This is a genomic window from Sinorhizobium fredii NGR234, from assembly GCF_000018545.1.
Lineage (GTDB): Bacteria > Pseudomonadota > Alphaproteobacteria > Rhizobiales > Rhizobiaceae > Sinorhizobium > Sinorhizobium fredii_A.
The window spans coordinates 1441178-1465281 of record NC_012587.1; the positions used below are offsets into that span (position 1 = coordinate 1441178).

The window sequence follows — 24104 nt, forward strand, 5'->3', positions numbered from 1 at the left end:
ATGAGTATGAGCCTAGAACAGTCGCAGTCCCTTCATGCTGACGTGTCCGTCCTTGCCGATGATCACGTGGTCGTGGACGGTGATGCCGAGCGGTTTGGCCGCTTCGGCGATCAGCTTGGTCATTTCGATATCGGCACGCGATGGCGTCGGGTCGCCGGATGGATGATTGTGCGCCAGGATCAACGCGGTCGCGGAGAGTTCCAGGGCACGCTTGACCACCTCGCGGGGATAGACGGGCGTATGGTCGATCGTTCCCTGCTGCTGCACCTCGTCCGCAATCAGTGCATTGCGCTTGTCGAGAAACAGGATCCGGAACTGTTCCTTCGTTTCATGCGCCATTGCGGCGTGACAATAGTCGATCACGGCGCTCCAGGATGACAGGACCTGCTTGTTGCGGAGTTCGCTTTTCAGCGTCCGTTGCGCGGCGGTCGCGATCAGCTTCAGGTCCAGCGCGACAGCTTCGCCGACGCCCTTGACCTCCTGCAACAGATGCTGCGGCGCGCCGAACACCCCGGAAAGCGTACCGAAGCGGGCAAGAAGCTCCTTGGCGATCGGTTTCGTGTCGCGGCGGGGAATGAGGCGGAACAGGATGAGTTCGAGAATATCGTAATCGGCGAGCGCCGCATCGCCCTGTTCCCGATAGCGGGCCCTCAGCCGATCACGGTGACCGTGATAGTGCGCCTCGCCGGTGCCGCCGAGCGTCGCCACCGTGTCGAGTTTCCGTGTCTTCTGCTGCGCGAAGAACTGCCGCTCGTCGGCAGTCTCGCTGTCGTCCGGTTCGGGAAAAGGGGGAGGCTTCGTCACGCGTTGCCCAATGCGCTGACACCGGGCATGAAAAGGCCGGCCGGTGAAAGCGTGAACACTTCGCAGCCGTTCGCCGTAACGCCGACCGTGTGTTCGTACTGCGCCGAGAGCGACCGGTCGCGCGTCACGGCCGTCCAGCCGTCCGAGAGCACTTTCACATGCGGCCGGCCGAGATTGATCATCGGCTCGATCGTGAAGATCATGCCTTCCTTTAGTTCCGGCCCCTCACTGGCGTTGCCGTAGTGGAGGATGTTCGGGGCATCGTGGAACAGGCGGCCGACGCCGTGCCCGCAGAAGTCCCGGACGACCGAGCAGCGCTCCGATTCCGCATAGATCTGGATGGCCTCGCCGATCGCGCCGGTGCGGGCGCCGGGCCGAACCGCCGCGATACCGCGCATCAGGCATTCATGGGTGACTTCGAGCAGCCGTTCGGCGGCGCGCTTGATCTCGCCGACCGGGTACATCCGGCTGGAGTCGCCATGCCAGCCATCGACGACATAGGTGACGTCGATGTTGACGATATCGCCGTCGCGCAGGGGCTTGTCGTTCGGTATGCCATGGCAGACGACGTGATTGATCGAGGTGCAGGACGACTTGGTATAGCCGCGATAGTTCAGGGTCGCGGGCAGCGCATCGTTGTCCATGCCGAATTCGAAGACGAACCGATCGATCTCTTCCGTCGTCACGCCGGGGCGTACCCGCGATACCAGTTCGTCCAGGCAGCGTGCCGTCACCTGACAGGCCTTGCGCATGCCTTCGAATCCATCCGGCCCGTAGAGACGAATGACGCCGGTGTTCTTGTAAGGGGCAGCGCCGGCCTCGATATAAGTTACCATTCCAAGACTTTCGATGTTTCAGGCGGTTTTCTTAAATCAGCAACGACCGGTTCGTCCACTATCATCGCTCCGGCCGGCACGATCTCGAAGGGCGATATCGCACATCGGATCGCATAGGCTTCGACGCCGCGTTGAGCGGCTCGCTCGAATGCCCGAGCATAAACCGGATCGAGGTCGCGGCATATCCGCAAGGCGCTGCAGTCGTCTCTTTGAACAAGATACAGCATGATCGCCCGATGTCCCGCCTCGACCATGTCACCGAGTTCGTCGAGATGCTTGGCGCCGCGCTCAGTCGGGCTGTCCGGAAATTCCGCCAAGGCCTCGGCGCGGCTGAAATGGACGTTCTTCACCTCGACATAGGCGAGGCCCTTTTGGGGATCGCTGAGCAGAATGTCGATTCTTGAATTGCGCCCATATTTCTGCTCGCGGCGGAGCGTTTCGTACGTATGTAGATCGCTGACCAGTGCGGCGGCGATCGCTTCCTCGGCGATCCGGTTCGGCAGCCCGGTATTGATGCCGACAAGCGTGCCGTTCGCCTCGACGATTTCCAGCATGTGTCGATATTTGCGCGTCGGCGAGTCATGCTCGGACAGCCAGATTGCCGATCCGGGCGCCGTCAGGCCGCGCATCGAACCGGTGTTCGGGCAAGAGCCGGTGATCCGCGTCCCGTCGGCAAGGTCTGCATCGAACAGGAAGCGCTTGTAACGCTGGAGAAGCGTCGCTGGAACGAGCGGACGGGAAAAATTCACGATGCGTCCCGTATCTCAGGCGCGCACGCGCACGTAGGAGCCCGGCGCTTCCTCGATCGAGTTGAGCGGCCCACCCGCCTTGCGGGCCGGAACGCGCCGCTTGTCGAGCTTTTCGGTCCAGTCCTGCCAGTGCGGCCACCAGGAACCCGGCGTCTCCTTTGCCTTCTCGAACCACGCCTCCAGATCGCCCTTCGGGGGCCCGCCCGTCCAGAACTGATATTTGCTCTTGTCCGGCGGGTTGACGACGCCGGCGATGTGGCCGGAGCCCGATAGAACGAAGGTGACCTTGCCGCCGAAGAGCCCGCTGCCGAGGAAGACGGACTTCGCAGGCGCGATGTGATCTTCCTTGGTGGCCAGGTTGTAGATGGGGATCGTCACGTCGCCGAGCGACATCTTGCGGCCGGCAAGGACCATCTCACCCTTCGCGAGCTTGTTCTCGAGATAGCAATTGCGCAGATAGAAGGAGTGGTTGGCGGCGGGCATCCGCGTCGAATCGGAGTTCCAGTAGAGCAGGTCGAAGGGCAGGGGGTCCTGGCCCTTCAGGTAGTTGTTGACGAAATACGGCCAGATCAGTTCGGAGGCACGAAGCATGTTGAACGCGGTCGCCATTTTCGAGCCCTCGAGGTAGCCCGTCGTGCTCATCTTGGCTTCGATCTGCTCGATTTGGTCGTCATCGACAAAGACCTTGAGGTCGCCTGCATAGGTGAAATCCACCTGGGTCGTGAAGAGTGTCGCCGAGCGGATCCGGTCGTCGCCCTCGGCGGCATGGAGCGCCAGCGTGGCGGCGAGCAGGGTACCGCCGACGCAATAGCCGATCGCATTGACCTCCCGCTCGCCGGTTGCCTGTTCGATCGTGTCGAGCGCGAAACCGACACCTTCGCGCGCATAGGCCTCCCAGCCCTTCTGGGCGTGGCGCTCATCCGGATTGACCCAGGAAATGACGAAGACCGTGTGGCCCTGATCCACAGCCCATTTGATGAAGGATTTCTGCGGGTTGAGATCGAGCACGTAGTACTTGTTGATCCACGGCGGGCAGATCAGCAACGGTCGCTTCAGCACCGTTTCGGTGCTCGCCTCATACTGAATGACCTGGCAAATCTCGGATTGCGCGATCACCTTGCCCGGGGTGATCGCAATGTTCTCGCCGATGGCAAACTTGCTGGTATCCGTTTGCCTGAGCCGGAGTTCGCCGCGCCCGGCGGCGATGTCCTCGGCGAGCATCTTCATGCCCTTGACGAGATTGGCGCCGCTCGTAGCCACGGTCTCCCGGTAGAGTTGCGGATTGGTGGTGATGAAGTTGCTCGGGGAGAGCGCGCTGGAAATCTGGCGGACGTAGAAGGCGGCCTTGTGGCGGGTATGATCGTCGAGCCCCTCGGCCTCCTCGACCATGTGCTCCGCCCAGTCGGATGTGACGAAATAGGCCTGGCGAACGAAGTCGAAGAACGGGTTCTTCACCCAGTCCTCGTCCGCAAAGCGCTTGTCGTTGCGTTGGAGGCTCTCCGATTCGGCGACGTTGTCGCCGGCCATCCGGTGCAATGTCCGCGACCAGATGTCGAAGAAGCTCCCCATCAGGTGCGTCTGTGCTTCCAGCGTCCGGCGCGGATCGGAAAGCCAGTATTCGGAGACTTTGGAGAGAGTCTTGACCATGTCGGAGACAGGTTCTGCGAAGGTGTCTTTTTTCTCGCCGGTCTCCCGCGGCGCCAGCCATGCGGACGCAGCCTTTCCCATCTGCTCGGCCGCGCGGGCCAGGTTGACGGCCAGGTTCTGGGGGTCCTTGACGATGTAGGGTTCGACCGATTTGGGATCGAAGCCCGGGTAGCCGCCCTTGCCCGTGGTGTCCTCGGCCTTGTCTGATGTCACCCGGCGTCCTCCACAGCACGTTGTTTGTTTTGTATTTTTACATTCTGCCCGAAAATGATTACAAGGGCTAGCGCATCGTCGCCCCTTAAAAACAGAGGTCATCGCCAGCATGCTCGTCGTCGGAAACCAGCGTTCGCTTTCCCGGATTTCCGGGTTGATCCTTGCAGGCCTGCTTGCCGGATGCAATTCGACGGCCGATCTCGCCACCTACCCTTCGGTCTATGGGCAGAAACCTGCCGCCATGCAGCAGATGACCGACGAAGAGGCTGTAAACATGCAGGGGCGGCTGACGGCACTTGCCGCGCAGCGTAAATCCGGCGCCATCTCCGAAGCGGAGTATCAGCGCCGTCTGAAGGAATTGCAGTTGCTCGCCGAACAGCATGGGGCCGAAGCGCTGAAACAGATCGAGAATTAGCGCTTGCCTTTCTCGTGATTTGGCCGCAAAGCGTTGAGTAGCCGCACTGACGGCCATTCACCCCGCGCATGTTGAGCGATTGCCGAAAAGGCCCGTGAAAGCGCGCGCCAAATGAGGTCTGGAGATGGAAGAGTTTCACAAAGTCCGGCGTTTGCCGCCCTATGTTTTCGAACAGGTCAACCGTTTGAAAGCAAGCGCGCGAGCCGCCGGTGCTGACATCATCGACCTCGGCATGGGCAATCCGGATCTTCCCACTCCGCAGTCGATCGTCGACAAGCTTTGCGAGGTCGTCCAGGACCCGCGCACGCATCGTTATTCGTCGTCGAAGGGCATTCCCGGGCTGCGTCGCGCCCAGGCCGCCTATTATGCCCGCCGCTTCGGCGTCAAGCTCAATCCCGAGACGCAGGTCGTCGCCACGCTTGGTTCGAAGGAAGGCTTCGCCAACATGGCCCAGGCGATCACCGCTCCGGGCGATGTCGTTTTGTGCCCGAACCCGACCTATCCGATCCACGCCTTCGGCTTCCTGATGGCCGGCGGCGTTATCCGCTCGATCTCGGTGGAGCCCGACGAGAGCTTCTTCCCGCCGCTCGAGCGCGCCGTGAAGCACTCGATCCCGAAACCCCTGGCGCTGATCCTCAACTATCCGTCCAATCCGACGGCCCAGGTCGCGACGCTTGATTTCTACAAGGACGTCATCGCCTTCGCGAAGAAGCACGACATCATCGTGCTGTCGGACCTTGCCTATTCGGAAATCTATTTCGACGACGTGCCGCCGCCCTCGGTCCTGGAAGTGCCGGGCGCGATCGACGTCACGGTTGAATTCACCTCGATGTCGAAGACCTTCTCGATGCCTGGCTGGCGCATGGGCTTTGCGGTCGGCAACGAGCGGCTGATTGCGGCGCTGACGCGGGTGAAATCCTACCTCGACTACGGCGCCTTCACGCCGATCCAGGTGGCCGCGACCCAGGCGCTGAACGGCGACGGCAGCGACATCGCCGAGGTCCGCAACATCTACAAGCGCCGCCGCGACGTGATGGTCGACAGCTTCGGCAAGGCCGGCTTCGAAGTGCCGCCGCCGCCGGCGACGATGTTCGCCTGGGCGAAGATCCCGGAAAAATTCCGCCACCTCGGTTCTCTGGAATTCTCCAAGCTGCTGGTCGAGAAGGCGGATGTCGCGGTGGCCCCAGGCATCGGTTTCGGCGAGCAGGGCGACGACTATGTCCGCCTGGCGCTGGTCGAGAACGAGCACCGCATCCGCCAGGCGGCGCGCAACATCAAGCGCTTCCTGTCGACGGCGGATGAGACGATGCACAATGTCGTCTCGTTGAATGCGCATCGGTAAGATCAGAGCCGACCTTCGCACACAATGGCCCCGCCAGTCCGGCGGGGCGCCTTCTACATGTTAGGAACTTGCTATGGCAGATGCCCTCAAAATCGGCATTGCGGGCTTGGGGACGGTTGGTGCCTCGCTCGTGCGGATTCTCCAGGAACGTCATGAGATGCTGGCAACGACGTGCGGAAGGCCGATCGAGCTTGTTGCCGTGGCGGCAAGGGACCGCAGCAAGGACCGCGGCGTCGATCTGGCGAAGGCCGCCTGGTTCGAGGATGCGGTGGCGCTCGCTTCCGAGGCGGACATCGATGTCTTCGTCGAGTTGATGGGCGGCGCCGGCGATCCGGCCTATTCCTCGGTCAAGGCGGCCCTCAAGCGCGGCATCCATGTGGTTACCGCCAACAAGGCGCTGCTTGCCAAGCACGGCATCGAACTCGCCGCCATCGCCGAGGAGCAGGGCGCGCTGCTCAACTACGAGGCGGCGGTCGCGGGCGGTATCCCGGTCATCAAGGCGCTCCGCGAGTCCCTGACGGGCAATACCGTTTCGCGCGTCTACGGGATCATGAACGGCACCTGCAACTACATCCTGACCAAGATGGAGAGGGAAGGGCTGACCTTCGAGGCTTGCCTGAAGGAAGCGCAGCGTCTTGGCTACGCCGAAGCGGACCCGGCCTTCGATATCGAGGGCAACGACACCGCGCACAAGCTCTCGATCCTGACCAGCCTCGCCTTCGGCACGGCGATCGCCGCCGACGATATTTACCTGGAAGGCATCACCAATATTTCGATCGAGGACATCCAGGCGGCTGCCGACCTTGGCTACCGCATCAAGCTGCTCGGCGTGGCGCAGCGCACCGAGAGCGGTATCGAGCAGCGCGTCCATCCGACGATGGTGCCCTATGATTCCGTCATCGCACAGGTCGACGGCGTGACGAACGCGGTCGCGGTCGAGTCGGACATTCTGGGCGAATTGCTGATGGTCGGCCCCGGTGCCGGCGGCAATGCGACGGCCTCGGCCGTGCTTGGCGATATCGCCGATATCGCCAAGAGCCGACCGGGCGCCCAGCACGTCCCGGCCTTCGGGCGGCCGACCACGGCGCTGTTGCCTTACAAGCAGGCCCGGATGCAGAGCCACGAGGGCGGATATTTCATCCGTCTGAAAGTGGTCGATCGCACGGGCGTGTTCGCCAACATAGCCGGCCATATGGCACAGAACGACATCTCGCTCGAATCGATCATGCAGCATTCCAAGCACTATGCGGATCCTGCCGAACCGAAGACGATCATCCTGGTCACGCATGCCACGCACGAAGCCTCGGTGCGCAAGGCGATCGTCTCGATCAAGGGCGAGGGTTATCTCGTCGGTGAACCGCAGGTCATCCGCATCGAGCGGCCCAAGGACTGGTGATCGCGCATTTGCATTAAATCTGTTGAGAAACCGCTCTGGCATGCCTGTCGCGGGCCGGAGCGCCCGGCCTGCCGGTTTTTCCGCCTCGAAATCTTCGCTAAGAACGGAGGGACTTCGGGCGGACAGGCAACATGAACCTATTGGCGGATCCGATAGAGCGGGCATTTCTCGGCGTCGAACGCTCGATCAGCGGTCAGCGTTGGGTCTCGCGCTTGGACCAGGCCGGGCAGAATCGGGCCTTGGCGATCAGCCAGGTGCATGGCTATTCGGAGCTCATCGCACGGGTGCTGGCAGGCCGCGGTGTCGGGCTGGACGACGCGGCTCAATTTCTCGACCCGACGCTGCGCGCGCTGATGCCCGATCCGGACGTTCTGACCGATTGCCGCAAGGCGGCGGAGCGGCTCGCCCACGCCATTCGGCACGGCGAGAAAGTCGCGATCTTCGGCGACTACGACGTCGACGGCGCAGCGTCCTCTGCACTGATGCTGCGCTTCCTGCGTCATTTCGACATCCGGGCCGAGATCTATATTCCCGACCGCATCTTCGAGGGCTACGGGCCCAATCCGCAGGCGATCGAACAGCTGATCGAGAACGGTGCCGGACTGATCGTCTCCGTCGACTGCGGTTCGACCAGCCATGAATCGCTCGCCGTCGCTGCCGAACGTGGCGTAGACGTGGTCGTCATCGATCATCACCAGGTGGGGGCGACGCTTCCGCCCTGCCATGCTCTTGTCAATCCCAATCGCGAGGATGACTTGTCGGGCCAGGGGCATCTCTGCGCTGCCGGTGTCGTCTATCTGGTGCTCGTCAACACGTTGCGGGTGCTGCGCCTGGCGGGCGTGCCGCGCGCCGCCTCATTCGATCTGCTGGCGCTGCTCGACCTGGTCGCGCTGGCAACGGTCTGCGACGTCGTCCCGCTGAAGGGGCTGAACCGTGCCTATGTGGTCAAGGGGCTGATCGCCGCACGGCATATGGGGAACAATGGGTTGGCGGCGCTTCTTCGCAAGGCGGCGATCGGCGGCCCGGTCACGCCCTATCATCTCGGCTTCCTGATCGGGCCGCGCATCAATGCGGGTGGCCGGATCGGCGATGCCGCGCTCGGTAGTCGGCTGTTGACCCTCGACGACGCCACGGCAGCCGAGGTGATCGCCAGCCAGCTCGATGAGCTCAATCGCGAGCGGCAGGCGATGGAGGCGGCGATGCTTGCCGAGGCCGAGGCGGAAGTGCTGGCGGAATACGGCACGGGCGAGGGTGCCACCGTCATAATCACCGCCAGGGAAAACTGGCACCCCGGCATCGTCGGTCTCATTGCGGCACGCATCAAGGAGAAATTCCGCCGGCCGGCCTTCGCCATCGCCTTCGATCCGAACGGCCGGGGTACGGGTTCCGGTCGATCGATCCCCGGCTTCGATATGGGTCGGCTCGTTCGCGCCGCCGTCGATGACGGCCTTCTCGTCAAGGGGGGCGGCCACGCCATGGCCGCCGGCCTGACTGTCGAGCGAGCCAAGCTCGGGCGATTGCGCCAGTTCTTCGAGGAGCGCGCCGAGAGCGCAGTGCGCGACCTCGTCGCCGTTGAGACGCTCAAGCTCGACGGCGCGCTGGCCGCGGCCGGGGCGACGCTCGACCTCGTCGACCTTCTTGACCAGGCCGGTCCCTATGGCTCGGCCCATCCGCAGCCGGTCTTCGCCTTTCCCCAGCATCGGCTGCGCGACAGCCGCCAGGTCGGCGCCAACCATATCAAGGTGACGCTCGAGGGCCACGACGGCAGTAGGGTCGACGGCATCGCCTTCCGGGCGACGGAAACGCCGCTCGGCGATTTCCTGCTCGGCAGTCGCGGCTCGACGGTCCATGTCGCCGGATCGGTTTCGGCGGATCTCTGGCAGGGTACGCGCCGGGTTCAACTGCGTGTGACGGACGCGGCGAAGGCCGGCTGATGACGGCGAGCCCGTGAAAACACGTTCAAGCCTTGCCTGATCCTACTGCATGTCTCCTTAAACCGACCTCGATTTAAGGACAAAACATGCAGCAATTCAAAGTGTTACAGCGCCCTTTGCGCGTCTGATAAGACGCGCGGCGCTGTAAGGTGCTTGCGATTACCCGGCGCCGGGGGGCCGCAACTATTGAAAAGCGAATCCCCCGGGTGCTCCGCTCTGCGGCACGATCGTCGGGTCGGAGAAGTTGCGGTAACCGAGCAACGGAACGTCGCATTTCAGATCAAATCGCCCAACGGGACCCCTGCGGACACAATCGTTCAACGTCCGGTACGGATGGCCCGCTATCTGATGCGATCCGGGCTCGGATTCGATACTGCCTGTTATGGTCGTGCATGAGGCAAGCGACGCAATGATAAAGACGCAAGCCATCATCAATGTCGAAGCGTGATATGTCATGGATCGCCCCTGTTTGCTGCCGGCCGGGCTCAAGCCAGCGGCTTGGGGCCGGGGCAGGAGAAAGACTGTTTCTCGCCGGTGAAAATTCATATAGCCGGCTTCTAATAAAGCGAATTCGAAAATATAAGGATAGGCCCGTCGGGATCGAAACGCAAACGGCGCGAGCACGCTCTGCCGACCTGACAATAGCATAGAGCAGGGCAGTGCAATTGTTTGATTTTGCTTAGTAATGGCACGCCCAACGGGACTCGAACCCGTGTTTCCGCCGTGAAAGGGCGGCGTCCTAGACCGCTAGACGATGGGCGCCTCTGCACGGTCTTTGAACCGCGCGAGTCAAGTTTGCAGAACCTTTGTGCCCGGATCGATGCACGGCGCTGCAAGACGAGGTGGCTTATAGTGGGGGCTTTGGATTCCTGCAAGTGACCGAGCGTGACCAAGGCCGATTTTTCTTGGAAAACGGCCGGGGAGACGAGGACGGGCAAGTCGGCGAGGAACTTGGTACGCCCAACGGGACTCGAACCCGTGTTACCGCCGTGAGAGGGCGGCGTCCTGACCGCTAGACGATGGGCGCCTGACCCGAAGCAACATACTATGAAAAAGATGAAATGGGAAAGAGGAGGAATGGCACGCCCAAGGGCACTGCCATTCGCTTGATTTTGCCAGGCTTTCTTGGATGAAGGCTGCGCCTGCTCGCCCTAAGCTGCAGCCTGGCGCGAGGCCATCGCCAACGGGCAAGCGGAAGCAATGCCGTTGTTGAGCCCTTTCTTTAGCGGCATCTCAGAGGTGAGATGCGTCGGCCCGGCATTGCCCCTAGCGAGGAGCGAGCCAAGGCAGTAATATCACCCTTTGCCCGGCGGGACACGGCTATGGCAACGCTTAGCCTCATTTCGGTCTGCCTCTGCTTGCTGCTTGAGTCCCCCGATGGAGGGCACGCAGCCAATGCTGATCGAGTCGGCCCGCACGACATGCTCGAAACGCGCGCTTCGGGACAGGCATTGCGTCGCAGCATAGTCGATACGGCGCCGCTCAACGAGATCACGACGATTGCGACACCTGAGACGCCCGGCCTTCCGAGTGCGGGACATCTGTTCGGCGTTGCGCCGGCCCAATACGAAGCCATGAAGCCTCAGTTCGGGCAGGCAGCGGATGCGGTGGCGCTGGGGCAGGCCGCGGAAGCGTCGATCGACGAGGCAGGTGCGTTGGCTGGGCGCGAACGCGTCAGGAGTGCCGCACCGGAGGAAAAGCTCCTCGCGGCGAGCCAGGAAGTCGATGCACCCGGCGGCGTGCAACTGGCTGGCGGCAAGCTGGAGGAAATTCTCCGCCGTGCGTTGTTGGCGGCGCGAAGAGACCTTGAGGCGATGCGGCGAGTCGCCGAAAAACAGCGCCAAAGAGCCGAAGCACTCGCGCGCGATCTGACGATGATGCTGCAGGTCGTCGAAGAGTTGGAGGCCAAAGCCGCTGGTGCGATGCGGTCAAAGGCTGCCGCGCTCAGGGCGCGAGACGCCGCGGAAGCGGCCCTGGCGTACGAGAGACGGGCGCTTGAGGAAGCGCGGCATAAGCTTGGAGCCTTCGAGCGCGATCTCGCCGTGGCCCGCCAATCGCCCGCTGCCTTGGAGGCCGATGCCGACTTGGCAGCGGCGGAGAAAGCCGCCGTGCGCGCTCGCCAGGCAGCCGAGGCTGCGGCGAAGCGGGCTGGCGAAGAGCTCGCATTGGAACGCGAGAAGGTAAAGTCGCTCGCCCGGGAGCTCGACACGGTTCGCCGGAAGCACGAAGCGGCGACGAAGGATAGGGGCAATCCCGCCGTGGCCCCATCGGCTGCCGTCATCGAGCCGGATGCCGATTTGGCAGCGGCGGAGAAAGCCGCCGTGCGCGCTCGCCAAGCAGCCGAGGCTGCGGCGAAGCGGGCTGGCGAAGAGCTCGCATTGGAACGCGAGAAGGTAGAGTCGCTCGCCCGGGAGCTTGACACGGTTCGCCGGGAGCGCGCCGCAGCGATGAAGGATAGGGGCAGTCCCGCCGTGGCCCCATCGGCCGCTGTCCTCGAGCCGGATGCCGACTTGGCAGCAGCGGAGAAAGCCGCCGTGCGCGCTCGCCAGGCAGCGGAGGCTGCGGCGAAGCGGGCTGGCGAAGAGCTCGCATTGGAACGCGAGAAGGTAGAGTCGCTCGCCCGGGAGCTTGACACGGTTCGCCGGGAGCGCGCCGCAGCGATGAAGGATAGGGGCAGTCCCGCCGTGGCCCCATCGGCCGCTGTCCTCGAGCCGGATGCCGACTTGGCAGCAGCGGAGAAAGCCGCCGTCGTGCTGGCTGGCCAGATGGCCGAGGCTGCAGCAAAGCGGGCTGGCGAAGAGCTCGCATTGGAACGCGAGAAGGTAAAGTCGCTCGCTCGGGAACTCGACACGGTTCGCCGGGAGCAGGAAGCAGCGATGAAGGATAGGGGCAATCCCGCGGTGGCGCCTTCGGTCGCTGTCCTCGAGCCGGATGCCGACCTGGCAGCGGCGGAGAAAGCCGCCGTAGTGCTGGCTGGCCAGATGGCCGAGGCCGCAGCAAAGCGGGCTGGTGAAGAGCTTGCATTGGAACGAGAGAAGGTAAGATCGCTCGCTAGCGATCTCGACGCGGTTCGCCAGGAACGGGACGCGGCAAAGAAGCAATTGACCGGAATATTGGCGGCGCAGCAGCGTGCGTCGGAGGACGCAGGCGATCGGGCCGGTGGCCGTGTCCGTGCAGCGCCGCGGAAAGAAGTTGAAATCCGCAAGACCCGTGTCGAGCGCCGGGCGACGGGTGTCGAGCGTGCACCCAAGCCGCTGCCCGAGGCGCTTCTCCCTAGGCGGCTCCTGCCTGGCCTTTGGTGAAAAAGGGAAGTCGAAGTGTTTCCAGCGCCGATGAGGATTACGGCGATGCGCACATACATGGCTGCTACATTTCTCGTTGCAGTTGCGTTGGGGATCGCCCCGGTACTTGAACGCGCCGTCGCGGCGGGCGGCAAAGCTGGCGGCTCGTCGGTGAACAGTGCGGGGGGCGGAGTGACGGCCGGGGTCTCGGCCGGCGCAACGGCCGGACCAAACAGTGGACCTGGCAGCAACACCGGCGGCAAGAGTCATGGCGGTAAGAGTCATGGAAAATCGACCGGAAGCGGAGTTGGGAGTGGCAAGGTTGGCAAATCTTCAGGAAGCAGTGCAGGAGGCGGAGCAAAGGCCGGCGCATTTGCGAAATCTCGCAGTTGGGTCGGCGGCAACGCTGGCCATACGAGGGGCGGCAAACCGGCGGGCTCCGGTGGAGGGATAGCGACGTCGAAAGGCAAGGGAGCGCCTCCGAGCGGCGCCTTGACTGGTCTTGCCCCAGGCCCTGGATCTCCAAAAAGGAGCGGCATTCCAAAGAGTGCCCGTGCGGGAGCGATTGCCGGCATTGCTTCCGCGACAGGCGTACAGCCACCCATCCGCCTGCCTTCTACGCTGTGGCCGCTAAAGGGGTCTGGCGAGCGCGGCGAATACCAACAAGGCCTTTTGGGCGATGCCGTGACGGACCCGATGACAACGGGAGCGATTACGGATGGACCAGGCGCCGTGATTCGCACCTGCCTCCAGGCGATCACGTCGGCTGCATTGCCCCTTGGTGCCGTGCGCATACGCGCCGCCGGCGCCGGTCCTGCCGTCTCGACACGCGATGGCGGGCTCACGGCCCCGATTGCGGTGCGCATAGAATATGCAGGACGCGGCGCCATCGAAGTCCGTCAGGCGCGGGTGAGGTGCCATCTCGACCCGAACGGTACGGTCGTCGCCGTGACTTAGAGCGGGATGAGGAAAAGTGTACGCGGTTTTCCGCCCGCATCCCGCTCTAACCCATTAGAATCGATCACGTTTATGACTTGGGTCGATTCGACCCAAGTCATCGTGATCTAAGCGAAGCGGTCGTCCCGCAACGCGTCCCTGCCGACTGCGACGCGTCGAGACCTTGCCACGGAGTATCCTCCTTCCATCCGTCAAAAGGCGCACTGCTATTTTGCTGCACAGACACGCTAGAATAGCCGGTCACATTCTTGGAAAAGGACTACAGGCCATGAACACGATCGGAATGCTCAGCGCCGCCGTGCTTTTTCTCGCCGGTCCGGCCTTCGCGGCCGATTTGCTGCCGGAACCGGTAACGCCGGTCAGCCACGGCATTTCTCCGGCCGACCAGCCGACCGTCGACCGTTGCAACGAGGCGATCGCCCAATGGGCCGCGCCATACAATCCGGCTGCCATCGAGACCAGCCTCGCCGAGCCGGTACGCGCGGGCGATGCCGGTGCGCGGACCGCCACGCTCGACGTCAAGATCGACTACCTGCGCCAGGGTGGCGTCGAGCCGCGTTCGGCGACCATCGCCTGCACGGTAGCATCCGACGGCGAGGTGAATGTCGCTGTCATCAAGGAAGGGTAAGACGGGAAACGCCGCAGCGACGTGCGTCTGCGGCTCCTCTGTAGTGGGCGGTTGGTGCCGCCTGGGCTCGGACCGGGTCAGGCGGTGCGCGTGGATCACCATGCGGCGCCAATGCCGATCAGACGCAGGGCAGCCGAACAAGTATTGGAAAAATTTAGAGAATGGCACGCCCAACGGGACTCGAACCCGTGTTACCGCCGTGAAAGGGCGGCGTCCTAACCGCTAGACGATGGGCGCCCAGCACGGTGTTAAACCGTGCCAGTCAGCAGCTTGTGCACACTGCAAGACGAGGTGGCTTATAGAGAGGGCTTGGCGTTCACGCAAGTCGTCTGAAGCAATATTTTTGATTTTTCTGCGGAAATTTAAGAGCATCACCTTAGGCGCCTGTCGCGCATAAGCATAGACGCGCCTTGGGCTGAAATGCCGAAGTATCTGCAAGTATTAGCTAAGGAGAGTGGCACGCCCAACGGGACTCGAACCCGTGTTACCGCCGTGAAAGGGCGGCGTCCTAACCGCTAGACGATGGGCGCCCAGCTTGCGGCGACCTTTTTGTGTCGGAAAGACGCGAGGCGCTGCAAGACGAGGTGGCTTATAGAGAGCACTTCGGATTCCCGCAAGCGGCAAATCGCACTTTTTCTCAGAAAAATTGACATCGCCGCCGGCGACCTTCAGCCGTTGCGACGGCGGCAGCGCCAGTTCCAATCACGCTGCCGGCCGATGTCGATATGAACCGATTCGGTATGGCAATACGTACCGACACCGCCGCGGCCAGGCAGGCTCCTGAGATAGTCGGCGAGGTCCCACTTGCTGACGCCCTTGACCTGAATGTCGGCCGCTTCGCAGCGCGTGTGAAGCGATTGGCGTTTCCGGTTGACCTTGATCGGGCGAAGGCCCGATGTGACCATCACCTTCTGGCCGTAATGCCGCTCCACGTTTTTCAGCATCTCCATGAGTGCCGGTTTGAAACAGCCGGTTTCCACGCTCTCCGTCTGCAAGATGAGTCCGCTTGGTGCGAGGCGGGCAAGGCCCGAGAGATTGGCGACCTCGACAGGCGCGTCATCCTCTTCACCCGCGTGGTCGGCGTGGTCCATGTTGAACAGCGGATTGAGCTTGACGCCCGGCAGCGCCGTGTAGGCGAGCGAGGCGACCTGCGGCTCAGGCGCGTTGCCGGTCGTGATGGTCCGCTTCGCTGTGGCATCCGCGTCGCTTTCGTCGCTGCTCCGCAGATTCGGCTTGCGTTTTTTGGCGGCAAAGAGACTTGCGAGCGTCCAACTCTTGGCCGTCTGCTGCGGGTTCTTCTCGTCGCGCTCGGGCGAGGTGGGCTGAGCGGGGTCCGCCAAAGGCGGCGCCACCTGCCCGGTCGATGCGACTTCGACCGCCTGCAAGGGAGCGGATGTCTCGCCGGCACGCGCCGCCTGCGGGCTCGTCGGCAAGGGCACTGCGGAAGGAAGGTCTGCCGCGCTGGTAGTGCTCGCTGTGCCAGGCTGCGCGCCCGTCGGAGTCGCGTTGCTCGCGCCTTCCTGGTCCGGCAAGACGGGCGGAGTGGCCGGCTGAGCGCGACCGAAAAGGCTGTTGCTCGTCGCGTTCACTCCCGAACGGGCAGCAGCGCCGGACGGTGCTCCGGAGGGCTCATCGGCGCTTGCAGGCACGCTGCCAGTAACGGTCGACTGCCCGTAAATGCTCGACGACGTGGCGTTGAGGCCGGTGCTCTGCATCGTCAGGCCCTGTTGCAAAGCGGCCGTATCCGCATGGCCAGCGGAATCCTCTGTTTCCTGTTGAGCGGTTTTGCCTGCGCCGGACGCGGCGGGCTGGTCATCGGGAAGCCCGCCGTCCGAGTTCGGCGTCGCGGCGCTCGATGAAGCAGCGGCTTGCTGCGTTTCGACCAGATTGGCGCCGTTGCCGTCCGCGACCGCCGAGACGCATCCGCTTAGCGTAAGGAGTGATATTGAGAACGCCGCGGCGCGCCCGACCGAAAGGAGCGCGCATCTCGAGTCCAACTGTTGCAACGTCTTATCCCCGCTCTCCGCGCATGCCTGGGATTCACCCATCGACATGCATCAAGTCTCAGTTCCGAAACATTGCCCAGAACAGACAACTTTTCTCTCGCGGCGAGAAATTCTCCCGCCACGGGAAGGTCAGGCCAAGTAAAGGGCTACGATGCCGCAATTTGATTGCGAAGCATAACCCCGTTTCAACTATGGCGCGGAAATTAGTAGATGCCGCGCAATTTGTAAACTGGCGCTAACCCTTCCGACTTCACAAAAGATATGCAAAGGCCCGGCGCGTTGGCCGGGCCTTGAGATCGCGATCGCCAGCCGCTGCGGCTGATCTTCAAACTCGGTCCTGCGCGCCGTGCCGAACCGGCCTACAGCGGCTGCGCATTCAGACGCGCGAGGTTCGCTGTATCACATTGACGTGCCGCATGATTTCGTTCCGGAGTACGTCTCCGATCACGGAAATCATGCGATACCAGTCGCACCTTCCAATCTTGAGAGGTCCGGGTTGCGCGAGGCTTACCAGGCGCCGGTGTTGCCCATGGAGGCCCAGGGCTCCTGTGCCGAGAGGTGCTCTCCCTTCTGCAAGATCTCGATCGAAATGCCGTCGGGCGAGCGGACAAAGGCCATGTGACCGTCGCGGGGCGGTCGGTTGATCGTCACGCCATTATCCATCAGGTGCTTGCAAAAGGCGTAGATGTCATCGACCTCATAGGCGAGGTGACCAAAATTGCGTCCACCGGTATAGTCCTCGGTGTCCCAGTTGTAGGTGAGTTCAAGGCAAGGCGATACCTCTGCTTTGGCACGGTCGAGGTCACCAGGTGCCGCGAGGAAGACGAGCGTGAAGCGGCCTTTCTCGTTCTCGTATCGGCGAATTTCCTGGAGGCCGAACAGCGTGCAATAGAAATGGAGAGCCTGGTCGAGGTCCTTTACACGAACCATCGTGTGCAGATAGCGCATTGGATTGTCCCTGTTTTGCCGAAGATGGCGTATACTTAAGCGACAGCAAGCCAGAGGCAAGCCTGCGGCCCCATAAATGACCCCGGCCAATTTATGTCGAGGGACTTGCGCATGCGCAGCGGGACGATGTTATTCTGGTCCATAAGAATCAGTTAACCGTATCGAGAGTTGCGCGTAACGAGGGGCTGGGAGAATGGCGGACAGAACATCTTCAAAAGGCGTCATCGAGAATGACGGCCTTGGCAATGACGCTCTTGATCTCGTTGAGATCACCGGTGTCATCAAGTGGTTCGACGTCGCCAAGGGCTTCGGCTTCATCGTTCCCGACAACGGCATGCAGGATGTCCTGCTGCACGTCACCTGCCTGAGGCGCGACGGCTACCAGACCGTGCTGGAAGGCGCGCGTGTCGTCGCACTTATTCAAAAGCGCGAGCGCGGTTACCAGGCCTTCCGCATTCTCTCCATGGATCAGTCGACGGCGGTTCACCCCTCGCAACTCCCGCCGGTGCGCACCCATGTCCAGGTGACGCCGACGAGTGGGCTGGAACGGGTGCTTGTCAAGTGGTTCAACCGGACCAAGGGCTTCGGCTTCCTGACGCGCGGCGAGGGGACCGAGGACATCTTCGTGCATATGGAAACCCTCCGCCGTTTTGGCCTGACGGAACTGCGCCCCGGCCAGGTGGTGCTGTGCCGCTTCGGTGACGGAGAGAAGGGGTTGATGGCTGCTGAGATCCATCCGGACGGCCCGACACCGACCAATCGGTCACATTGATGCGCATGCTTCGTGGCCTCGTTGCGAGAAGCGCCATTGCGGCGCTTTTTTTGTTGTCGCTGTCCGTCTTGTCGCTCGCCGCGGACGTCGCCTTCGAAACGGACAGGATTAGGCTCCTCACCGGCGGGGGGCAGGCCCATGACCTCACCGTCGAACTGGCAATCGCACCGGAGCAGCGCGAGCATGGTCTGATGTTTCGCCGTCAGATGGCGCCGGATCACGGCATGCTGTTCGATTTCGGCGAGACGCGGCGGGTGATGATGTGGATGAGGAACACCTATCTGCCCCTCGACATGCTTTTCATCGCCGAGGACGGCACCATCCGCACCATTCATGAGAACGCCGTTCCTCTGTCCGATGCGATCATCGATTCGAAGGAGGCGGTCGCCTTCGTGCTCGAGCTCAACGCCGGAACGGTGAAACGGCTCGGCATAAGGCCGGCCGACCGGATCACCGGCGCACGCATTCCGGCCGGGGCGCGCTGAGCCGGGTCCTGCAGCATGACCAAATTTGCTGTTGCAGGTGGCAGGCGAAGCGTGTATCTCCGCCTTCGTCGGCTCGGAGTGTAGCGCAGTCTGGTAGCGCATCTGGTTTGGGACCAGAGGGTCGGGAGTTCGAATCTCTCCACTCCGACCACTTAACCATTTGATTTAAAAATACAATTTATGTCGGCAGCGGGCATCCCCGCCAGCTGCTGCACCCACTTGAAAAAGCTGCATTTTCCTGTCGGAAGTCATTCCGTTTTAAATCATTCTGCGCTAAGGGAAGATGAAGCATGGGGCAGAAACTGCCTCGCAGCGCATGGTGTTGCGGATGGAAAGCGATCCGGGCAAGACCATGATCACAGTCCGAGAGACGGGAGCCGTTTGAAAGCAATGTCCGCGAAGATCTATCGTCCCGCGAAGACAGCCATGCAGTCCGGCAAGGCCAAGACGCATCTGTGGGTGCTGGAGTTCGATCAGGAGAAGCCGCGCACCATCGATCCGATCATGGGGTACACGAGTTCCGGCGACATGCGGCAGCAGTTGCGGCTGACCTTCGAGAGCGCTGAGCAGGCGATCGCCTATGCCGAACGCAACGGCATCGATTACCGCGTCATCGCGCCGAAGGACGCGACGCGCAAGAGTGTGTCCTATTCGGACAATTTCCGTTTCAACCGGATGCAGCCCTGGACCCACTGAGGTCCGCGGCAAGGCCGGGCGACCGGCCCGACGGCCCCTTAGCTCAGCTGGATAGAGCACCTGCCTTCTAAGCAGGTTGTCGCAGGTTCGAGTCCTGCAGGGGTCGCCATCTATCTCTTTGATTTGACAGCAACATCGCTGAAAAACGCCACGGCTTTTGCTTTTCGCCTGGAAGCCCTGGTGCGGTAGTCTAAAACCTTTCTGAAGACGGCAGTTTCCGAAAAAAATGTCGAACTTGGGCACCTCTCAAAACCGCAAAATGTTGGCATTTATACTGACGTGAACAAAATGAAGTGGTAGCCGAAGCAAGAGCCGGCGTTGCCCCAAACCTGCTGCTTTATCTTCCGGATGCAGCTCTTCCCCAGCGCCGCCAGCCACCTGGATAGGCGGCCAGGGAGTGTAAGAATCGGAAACACTTTGTGACTAAGTCACTCCGAATACTACGTTTTTCTGTCTTGTCAGGCGAATGGTCATCACGGATATTGGCGGCCTATGAGAGGTACGCGATCATGATCAGAATGATTTGTGACCCGGCCGAGCTGGCGGGCGAGGACATCACGGGCAAATACATTCTGCGGAAGCTGAACTATCACTGGTTCGCCTACGGCAAGGCCGCCATCGTCACCGCGTGCAAGGGGGCCATTCTGCACCTCGACCGCGAAGAGACTGTTTATTCGGAAAGGTGGGGCCGCCGTGCCTATACCGGCACCGGAAAACGTTATCCAGGCGGCATCTGCCCGATCTCGGCCGTCGCCTGCATCTGTGACACGCCAGACGATGTCAACGCTGTCATCCAGCTGGATGTCGAAGCGCAGGAGGAATTCTATCAACTGATCGCCAAGGCTGAAGCCAGAGTTCATGCTCTGGCCGCCTCCTCGCAGAACAGCTTCTTTCTGGCGGCCGCCGAATAAGGTTTGGCGAGCGCGACTGCGTCCTTTTATTGCCCATTCTCAAAAGAGCCAGGACATTTTCATCCACGTCGCCTCACGCGCCGCAGCGGGCGAGAACTACGGCATGCTCGCCGGCGCGGGGAAGCTCACCTCAAATTGCTCTTCGGAAACAGCACGCGATCGGGTTTTGCATTCATTCGCGCCAACATTTCCTTGATCAAGCGCGTCTTGGTGCGCCCCGCTTCCTTCGGCGGCACGAGGTAGCGCACGATGGCCTCGAGCCAGGTATTTTCGCTGACGCGAAAATGGACCACCGGGTGCTCCTTCACTTCGAGTTCGTCCACAGGCGTTTTCGATAGGATGTGCTTATAGACCTTCACCTTCTGGCTCATGATGTCGCCGATCTGCTCTTCCACGACCTCTCTCATCGTTTGCGCCACGAATTCCAGATCGCTTTCATAGGCGAGTTGGAACTTGATTTCGTTCCAGACATAGGGAAACAGCGGCCAGGAATAGTTGAAGACCGGCGTGTTAAACACGGTGGAGTTCGGAAACTTGATGATGCGTCCGCTCGGATGATCGGTCCAAAGATGTTCGCCGCCGAATTCCCATAACGTCGTGTCGAGATAGCTGACATCCACGACATCGCCATGGGCATCGCCGATGCGAATGCGGTCGCCTACGCGATAAGGCGCCCTGGCCAGAATGTAAATCCAGGCAATGAAACTGGAGATCGGCATTTGCAGCGCAAAGCCGAGAACCAATGAAATCAGGCCGAGCGAAACAACCGCGGCGTACCAGTTCACAAATAGAACTGAAATCGCCACGAAGACGATGGCGACGACGACGACCAATCGAAAAATACGTTTCAGGTTGAAACGCGAAACACGATTGGGAATTCGGCCGATGAGAAAGACTTCGATAACATTCGCCACGGTCAGCAAAACGAAAATCAGAAGGCCGCCCTTGACGTAGTTCAGCACGCGAACGCGCAAAGGCGCGTCAAACCATTCCAAACGCCAATTGATCAGGACTTGGATGCCAAATAGCAGCAGGGCGGCGGCAGCGAAGCCGACCGTCCACCAGAGCTCCCCCTTGCGAAGGCTGAAGCGGAATTTTTCCTCGGGCTTTTTCGCCTTCTGCTGCATGCTTTTTGGATCAGCAGTTTGTTGCGCGGCCCGTTCGAGCCGGGAAAGGTTCTCCTGTTCCTTGTCGCGTCGTTCCATGGGTTCAACCCGATGTGGCGATCCATCCCACCCCGGGCCTTCTCGTTCCTCGACGGCTGCATTCCAGTGACGCCTTGCCATCTTGCCAGGCTTGATGGACAGTCCTTGGGGGCAAGTCCGTCGTCGTCTCGCGGGCCGATGTTTGCTCGAAATTCGTTCACACGGTCTAAGACAGCGAGTAATTTATAATATCCAACATCGAACACCAAGTTTGGGCAGGCGTTCCATCCGAGATTGGCATGAGCGCATGATGTAGTGGGAGGAACTGGCGTTCACACCCGCTCGTGTGAGCGAGGCCAAAATTCGAGTCAAATTCTATACGCGCATCAGGCCGCCTCGAGCCGGCTGAACCGAACCGGGATGAGTTGCCGCGTCTCGAACTGTCCTGCCGAATCCTTGTCGATGACCGTCAGCAACTGTTCTTCAGCGCCGACAGGCAGAACCAGGCGGCCCATTGGCTTGAGCTGCTCGAGCAAAGCGGGCGGTGCCTCCTCGGCCGCCGCGGTGACCAGGATCTTGTCGAATGGGGCTCGGTCGGGCCAGCCGCGAGACCCGTCGCCGACACGAATGCCGACATTTGATAGGCCGAGGCGATGCAGTAGAGCCTCGGCATGGGTGGCGAATTCCTCGATGATTTCGACGCTCCAAACCTGGCCGGCGAGTTCCGCGAGGATTGCGGTTTGGTAGCCGAGGCCGGTGCCGATCTCGAGCACGGCCTCATCCGGTTGGGGAGCAAGGAGATCGGTCATGAGGGCGACCATGAAGGGCTGCGACACGGTTTTGTCGAAGCCGATCGGCAGGGGCGTGTCCTGGTAGGCAAACGGCGCGGCTTGGGCGGGCACGAAGAGATGCCGGGGCACCCGCAGCATCGCTGCCATCACCCGTTCATCGAGCGCCGACTTGCCCAGTTCTTCGCTGGCAAGGTCGGCATAGATTGCGATCACCTCGACCATGTGCCTGCGCAGGACCGCCAGATGCTCTTCATTCATTGGCTTCATGAGGTGGGCTCTCCTCAGCCAGTTGGCCGCAGATAGGCCTCTCAACATTAAAGGCGCGCGGGTAGATAGCAAGTTCAAAAGGCGAACAGTGCTTAGCGTCCGGCGCCTCCTGCTCGGCTTCTTCGAGTTCGTCCGCGGCTGTGTCGTTCTAATCCGCTCAAGGCGAGTGAAGGGAGACACTTCTATTGGGCGACTCAAGAAAGCGGATGATGTCGCCGATCATGCGGACGTCCCAAAGATCGTTGTGTCCAGAACCGTCATAGACCAGCATCTGCTTGGGCTCCGGAGCGATTTGATAGAGAGCCTCACCCGAAGATAGCGGGATGATGGCGTCCCGGCGACCATGGATAAACAGCTTCGGCTGCTTCAGCTTCGCCATCCTTAGATCCGAGCGGAACGGATCCTTGATGAGAAGGGCGACCGGAAGGAACGGGTAGTGCGCCTGCGCGAGCGAAAGGACCGATTGGAAGGCAGACACGAGGATGACGGCGAAGGCCGGTCTTTCCCCGGCCGTATTCACAGCGACGCCACTTCCCAGCGACTGGCCCAGTACCACGATCTCGTCGTCGGAGCGCGTCGAAAGCCAATCGTACGCAGCAATGCCGTCGGTCAGTAGCCCGTCTTCGCTCGGCGTCCCGGTCGATCCTGGATAGCCGCGGTAGGAGATCGCGAGCAGACCGATGCCGCGCGCGGCCAGCGCCTGAGCGAAAAAGCCATAGTTGCTGACCCGATCGGCGTTTCCGAGAAAGAACAACACCGACGGCTGGCCGGGTTCGCCCTGGCTGTACAGTCCATGAAGCGTCTCTCCGTCTGGCGTACGGATGGAGACGTTCTCGCCCCAGCTCGCGTGCTCCGGAGGCGCTGCCGCGCTTGCGCCGGGGTAGAGGATGGCGCGCTGCGACAGATACATCAGCCCGACAAGCGAAATGTAGGCGGAGACCACCGCCAGGGGAATGACCAACAGGAGTTTCGTGGCACTCACAGCATCATGTCCGCCCGTGCGCGTCCGCCCAATATTCAGAACCCGTCTACGCCGTCCTCCATCGTGAACTAATTTTCGGCGGGCCAGTCGGGCAGCAGGGTAATGCCAAATTTCCGAGAAGCCGACTGGAGGCGGTCAACTTCCTCCTGTGTCGGTGGCACGATCGCTTCGCCTTGACGGAATTCGTGGCCGGCTTCCTCCAGGAACTTATCGAAGATCGCGGGCGTATCAATCAGGATATAGCGTGCCGACCCGCCGCTCACATTCATCAGTTGATGCGGCACGCCGCGCTGGAGAAAGATGCTTTGGCCAGCGGTCAGTTGGCGTGGCTCTCCGGCGACCACGGCGGTCAGCTCGCCCTCGATGACGTAGATGGTTTCATCGTCGTCGGCGTGAACGTGAATCGGCGTCTTCGTGTTTCCCTCGCTGATGTTTTCGAGGAGGCAGAACTGACCATTGGTTTGCCTGCCGGACAGCAGGGGCTTCATGATCACGCCAGCCAGAACAAACGCTTTCGTTTCCGTGCTGCCCATAGCGGCCATCCTTGTTCGAGTTGCGAAATTTCGTTCAGCCAGAAGCCGCATGGCTGGGAGTCTGGCCGGAATGGAGAGAAGCTTATCGTCAAGGACGAGATCGGCGTGGCGCGCTGCTGGTGGTCGTTGCCGGTTCGATTGCGGGCGGGCCCAGCCCCCCGGCCGGTGTTACATTGCCCCGCCGGTCACCGGGTTGACCTTCGGCTTTTCGCTGCTGTCCTTCGCGCCGGAAGGTTGAACCAGCGGGGGCGCAATGGAATCCTTGTCCACATGCCTCCGTCGCTCGGCAGGCGGGTGCACGTCTTTGGGGTTTTTCTGCTCGGGTTCGGCATTCGTATTTTTGATGGCCATCGGATTTCTCCTTCG

General features: G+C 61.7%; 22 protein-coding genes and 6 tRNA genes. 13 read left to right on the forward strand and 15 right to left on the reverse strand.

Translation table 11 applies throughout. The features are described from left to right. Nucleotides 1-12: 12 nt before the first annotated feature. Genes radC through phaC form a run of 4 tightly spaced genes read right to left on the reverse strand, consistent with a single transcriptional unit; the run spans nt 13 to nt 4249 of the window. Nucleotides 13-804, reverse strand: coding sequence for a RadC family protein (gene radC, locus NGR_RS18240; RefSeq protein WP_012707950.1), 792 nt, complete (start codon nt 802-804; stop codon nt 13-15). Then, nucleotides 801-1640, reverse strand: coding sequence for a type I methionyl aminopeptidase (gene map / locus NGR_RS18245; RefSeq protein WP_012707951.1), 840 nt, complete (start codon nt 1638-1640; stop codon nt 801-803). Before map ends, radC begins: the two co-directional genes overlap by 4 nt. Continuing rightward, entirely contained in the window at nt 1634-2389 is a 756-nt protein-coding gene (gene sfsA, locus NGR_RS18250; protein ID WP_164924302.1) for a DNA/RNA nuclease SfsA, read from the reverse strand. The genes map and sfsA overlap by 7 nt, the downstream gene beginning before the upstream one ends. Nucleotides 2390-2404: 15 nt before the next feature. Further along, nucleotides 2405-4249: a poly(3-hydroxyalkanoate) polymerase subunit PhaC gene (gene phaC / locus NGR_RS18255; RefSeq protein WP_012707953.1), complete on the reverse strand. Its 1845-nt coding sequence runs from the start codon at nt 4247-4249 to the stop codon at nt 2405-2407. Nucleotides 4250-4358: 109 nt separating this feature from the next. Here phaC and NGR_RS18260 point away from each other — a divergent pair, with 109 nt between their 5' ends. The 4 genes from NGR_RS18260 to recJ all read left to right on the forward strand — a co-directional run bounded on the left by NGR_RS18260 (nt 4359) and on the right by recJ (nt 9336). Continuing rightward, entirely contained in the window at nt 4359-4664 is a 306-nt protein-coding gene (locus NGR_RS18260; protein WP_164924303.1) for an SHOCT domain-containing protein, read from the forward strand. Between the two features lie 124 nt (nt 4665-4788). After that, nucleotides 4789-6006, forward strand: coding sequence for an LL-diaminopimelate aminotransferase (locus tag NGR_RS18265; RefSeq protein WP_012707954.1), 1218 nt, complete (start codon nt 4789-4791; stop codon nt 6004-6006). A gap of 73 nt (nt 6007-6079) precedes the next feature. Beyond that, nucleotides 6080-7402: a homoserine dehydrogenase gene (locus NGR_RS18270; RefSeq protein WP_012707955.1), complete on the forward strand. Its 1323-nt coding sequence runs from the start codon at nt 6080-6082 to the stop codon at nt 7400-7402. 131 nt (nt 7403-7533) lie between these two features. Continuing rightward, complete coding sequence (recJ, locus tag NGR_RS18275) at nt 7534-9336, forward strand: single-stranded-DNA-specific exonuclease RecJ (RefSeq protein ID WP_012707956.1); 1803 nt, start codon at nt 7534-7536, stop codon at nt 9334-9336. A 686-nt stretch (nt 9337-10022) separates the two neighbouring features. Here the strand turns inward: recJ and NGR_RS18280 are convergent. Together NGR_RS18280 and NGR_RS18285 are read right to left on the reverse strand one after the other, a co-directional pair. Further along, nucleotides 10023-10098: transfer RNA gene (locus tag NGR_RS18280), tRNA-Glu, on the reverse strand. A 190-nt stretch (nt 10099-10288) separates the two neighbouring features. Beyond that, nucleotides 10289-10363: transfer RNA gene (locus tag NGR_RS18285), tRNA-Glu, on the reverse strand. Between the two features lie 295 nt (nt 10364-10658). On the opposite strand from NGR_RS18285, the gene NGR_RS18290 reads away from it, so the two are divergent. From NGR_RS18290 to NGR_RS18300, 3 genes are all read left to right on the forward strand, one after another. Next, nucleotides 10659-12638, forward strand: coding sequence for a hypothetical protein (locus tag NGR_RS18290; protein ID WP_012707958.1), 1980 nt, complete (start codon nt 10659-10661; stop codon nt 12636-12638). A gap of 675 nt (nt 12639-13313) precedes the next feature. Beyond that, nucleotides 13314-13574 (forward strand): hypothetical protein, encoded by a 261-nt coding sequence (locus tag NGR_RS33160; RefSeq protein WP_240545200.1) that lies wholly within the window; start codon nt 13314-13316, stop codon nt 13572-13574. Between the two features lie 268 nt (nt 13575-13842). Next, on the forward strand, nt 13843-14202 hold the full coding sequence (locus NGR_RS18300; protein WP_164924304.1) for a hypothetical protein: 360 nt from the start codon (nt 13843-13845) through the stop codon (nt 14200-14202). Between the two features lie 162 nt (nt 14203-14364). Here NGR_RS18300 and NGR_RS18305 read toward each other — a convergent pair. From NGR_RS18305 to NGR_RS18320, 4 genes are all read right to left on the reverse strand, one after another. Continuing rightward, nucleotides 14365-14439, reverse strand: a tRNA-Glu gene (locus tag NGR_RS18305). Nucleotides 14440-14657: 218 nt separating this feature from the next. After that, nucleotides 14658-14732 (reverse strand) — tRNA-Glu (locus NGR_RS18310). 138 nt (nt 14733-14870) lie between these two features. Next, nucleotides 14871-16208 (reverse strand): D-Ala-D-Ala carboxypeptidase family metallohydrolase, encoded by a 1338-nt coding sequence (locus NGR_RS18315; protein WP_164924305.1) that lies wholly within the window; start codon nt 16206-16208, stop codon nt 14871-14873. A 507-nt stretch (nt 16209-16715) separates the two neighbouring features. Next, the gene (locus NGR_RS18320; protein WP_012707961.1) at nt 16716-17156 is read right to left on the reverse strand and encodes a VOC family protein; all 441 of its coding nucleotides are present in this window, start codon (nt 17154-17156) and stop codon (nt 16716-16718) included. 193 nt (nt 17157-17349) lie between these two features. Between NGR_RS18320 and NGR_RS18325 the strand changes: the two genes are divergently transcribed. The 6 genes from NGR_RS18325 to NGR_RS18350 all read left to right on the forward strand — a co-directional run bounded on the left by NGR_RS18325 (nt 17350) and on the right by NGR_RS18350 (nt 20020). Next, nucleotides 17350-17928, forward strand: a complete 579-nt coding sequence (locus NGR_RS18325; protein ID WP_012707962.1) for a cold-shock protein — start codon at nt 17350-17352, stop codon at nt 17926-17928. Continuing rightward, nucleotides 17928-18413, forward strand: coding sequence for a DUF192 domain-containing protein (locus NGR_RS18330; protein ID WP_012707963.1), 486 nt, complete (start codon nt 17928-17930; stop codon nt 18411-18413). The genes NGR_RS18325 and NGR_RS18330 overlap by 1 nt, the downstream gene beginning before the upstream one ends. A 74-nt stretch (nt 18414-18487) precedes the next feature. Continuing rightward, nucleotides 18488-18564: transfer RNA gene (locus tag NGR_RS18335), tRNA-Pro, on the forward strand. A gap of 239 nt (nt 18565-18803) precedes the next feature. Beyond that, nucleotides 18804-19109, forward strand: coding sequence for an ETC complex I subunit (locus NGR_RS18340; protein WP_164924306.1), 306 nt, complete (start codon nt 18804-18806; stop codon nt 19107-19109). A 32-nt stretch (nt 19110-19141) separates the two neighbouring features. After that, a tRNA-Arg gene (locus NGR_RS18345) sits at nt 19142-19218 on the forward strand. Between the two features lie 400 nt (nt 19219-19618). After that, nucleotides 19619-20020: a hypothetical protein gene (locus tag NGR_RS18350; RefSeq protein ID WP_012707965.1), complete on the forward strand. Its 402-nt coding sequence runs from the start codon at nt 19619-19621 to the stop codon at nt 20018-20020. Between the two features lie 125 nt (nt 20021-20145). Here the strand turns inward: NGR_RS18350 and NGR_RS18355 are convergent, their stop codons facing one another. The 5 genes from NGR_RS18355 to NGR_RS18375 form a co-directional block, all read right to left on the reverse strand. Then, nucleotides 20146-21225 (reverse strand): mechanosensitive ion channel family protein, encoded by a 1080-nt coding sequence (locus NGR_RS18355; protein WP_012707966.1) that lies wholly within the window; start codon nt 21223-21225, stop codon nt 20146-20148. A gap of 326 nt (nt 21226-21551) precedes the next feature. Beyond that, the gene (locus tag NGR_RS18360) at nt 21552-22223 is read right to left on the reverse strand and encodes a protein-L-isoaspartate(D-aspartate) O-methyltransferase (protein ID WP_012707967.1); all 672 of its coding nucleotides are present in this window, start codon (nt 22221-22223) and stop codon (nt 21552-21554) included. A 157-nt stretch (nt 22224-22380) separates the two neighbouring features. Further along, the gene (locus NGR_RS18365) at nt 22381-23205 is read right to left on the reverse strand and encodes an alpha/beta hydrolase (RefSeq protein WP_164924307.1); all 825 of its coding nucleotides are present in this window, start codon (nt 23203-23205) and stop codon (nt 22381-22383) included. Nucleotides 23206-23273: 68 nt separating this feature from the next. Beyond that, a complete protein-coding gene (locus NGR_RS18370; protein ID WP_012707969.1) occupies nt 23274-23738 on the reverse strand; it encodes a cupin domain-containing protein in 465 nt (154 codons plus the stop codon). Between the two features lie 168 nt (nt 23739-23906). Then, nucleotides 23907-24089 carry a hypothetical protein gene (locus NGR_RS18375; RefSeq protein WP_012707970.1) on the reverse strand — a complete coding sequence of 61 codons (183 nt, stop codon included), beginning with the start codon at nt 24087-24089 and terminating at the stop codon, nt 23907-23909. Between the last annotated feature and the right edge of the window lie 15 nt (nt 24090-24104).

What these genes read in the sequence shown, in the direction of transcription:
- map (WP_012707951.1), bottom strand. Translation starts at nt 1,640, where the DNA reads ATGGTAACTTATATCGAGGCCGGCGCTGCCCCTTACAAGAACACCGGC.
- NGR_RS18260 (WP_164924303.1), top strand. Translation starts at nt 4,359, where the DNA reads ATGCTCGTCGTCGGAAACCAGCGTTCGCTTTCCCGGATTTCCGGGTTG.
- NGR_RS18265 (WP_012707954.1), top strand. Translation starts at nt 4,789, where the DNA reads ATGGAAGAGTTTCACAAAGTCCGGCGTTTGCCGCCCTATGTTTTCGAA.
- NGR_RS18270 (WP_012707955.1), top strand. Translation starts at nt 6,080, where the DNA reads ATGGCAGATGCCCTCAAAATCGGCATTGCGGGCTTGGGGACGGTTGGT.
- recJ (WP_012707956.1), top strand. Translation starts at nt 7,534, where the DNA reads ATGAACCTATTGGCGGATCCGATAGAGCGGGCATTTCTCGGCGTCGAA.
- NGR_RS18290 (WP_012707958.1), top strand. Translation starts at nt 10,659, where the DNA reads ATGGCAACGCTTAGCCTCATTTCGGTCTGCCTCTGCTTGCTGCTTGAG.
- NGR_RS33160 (WP_240545200.1), top strand. Translation starts at nt 13,314, where the DNA reads ATGACAACGGGAGCGATTACGGATGGACCAGGCGCCGTGATTCGCACC.
- NGR_RS18300 (WP_164924304.1), top strand. Translation starts at nt 13,843, where the DNA reads ATGAACACGATCGGAATGCTCAGCGCCGCCGTGCTTTTTCTCGCCGGT.
- NGR_RS18320 (WP_012707961.1), bottom strand. Translation starts at nt 17,156, where the DNA reads ATGCGCTATCTGCACACGATGGTTCGTGTAAAGGACCTCGACCAGGCT.
- NGR_RS18325 (WP_012707962.1), top strand. Translation starts at nt 17,350, where the DNA reads ATGGCGGACAGAACATCTTCAAAAGGCGTCATCGAGAATGACGGCCTT.
- NGR_RS18330 (WP_012707963.1), top strand. Translation starts at nt 17,928, where the DNA reads ATGCGCATGCTTCGTGGCCTCGTTGCGAGAAGCGCCATTGCGGCGCTT.
- NGR_RS18340 (WP_164924306.1), top strand. Translation starts at nt 18,804, where the DNA reads ATGTCCGCGAAGATCTATCGTCCCGCGAAGACAGCCATGCAGTCCGGC.
- NGR_RS18350 (WP_012707965.1), top strand. Translation starts at nt 19,619, where the DNA reads ATGATCAGAATGATTTGTGACCCGGCCGAGCTGGCGGGCGAGGACATC.
- NGR_RS18355 (WP_012707966.1), bottom strand. Translation starts at nt 21,225, where the DNA reads ATGGAACGACGCGACAAGGAACAGGAGAACCTTTCCCGGCTCGAACGG.
- NGR_RS18360 (WP_012707967.1), bottom strand. Translation starts at nt 22,223, where the DNA reads ATGAAGCCAATGAATGAAGAGCATCTGGCGGTCCTGCGCAGGCACATG.
- NGR_RS18370 (WP_012707969.1), bottom strand. Translation starts at nt 23,738, where the DNA reads ATGGGCAGCACGGAAACGAAAGCGTTTGTTCTGGCTGGCGTGATCATG.
- NGR_RS18375 (WP_012707970.1), bottom strand. Translation starts at nt 24,089, where the DNA reads ATGGCCATCAAAAATACGAATGCCGAACCCGAGCAGAAAAACCCCAAA.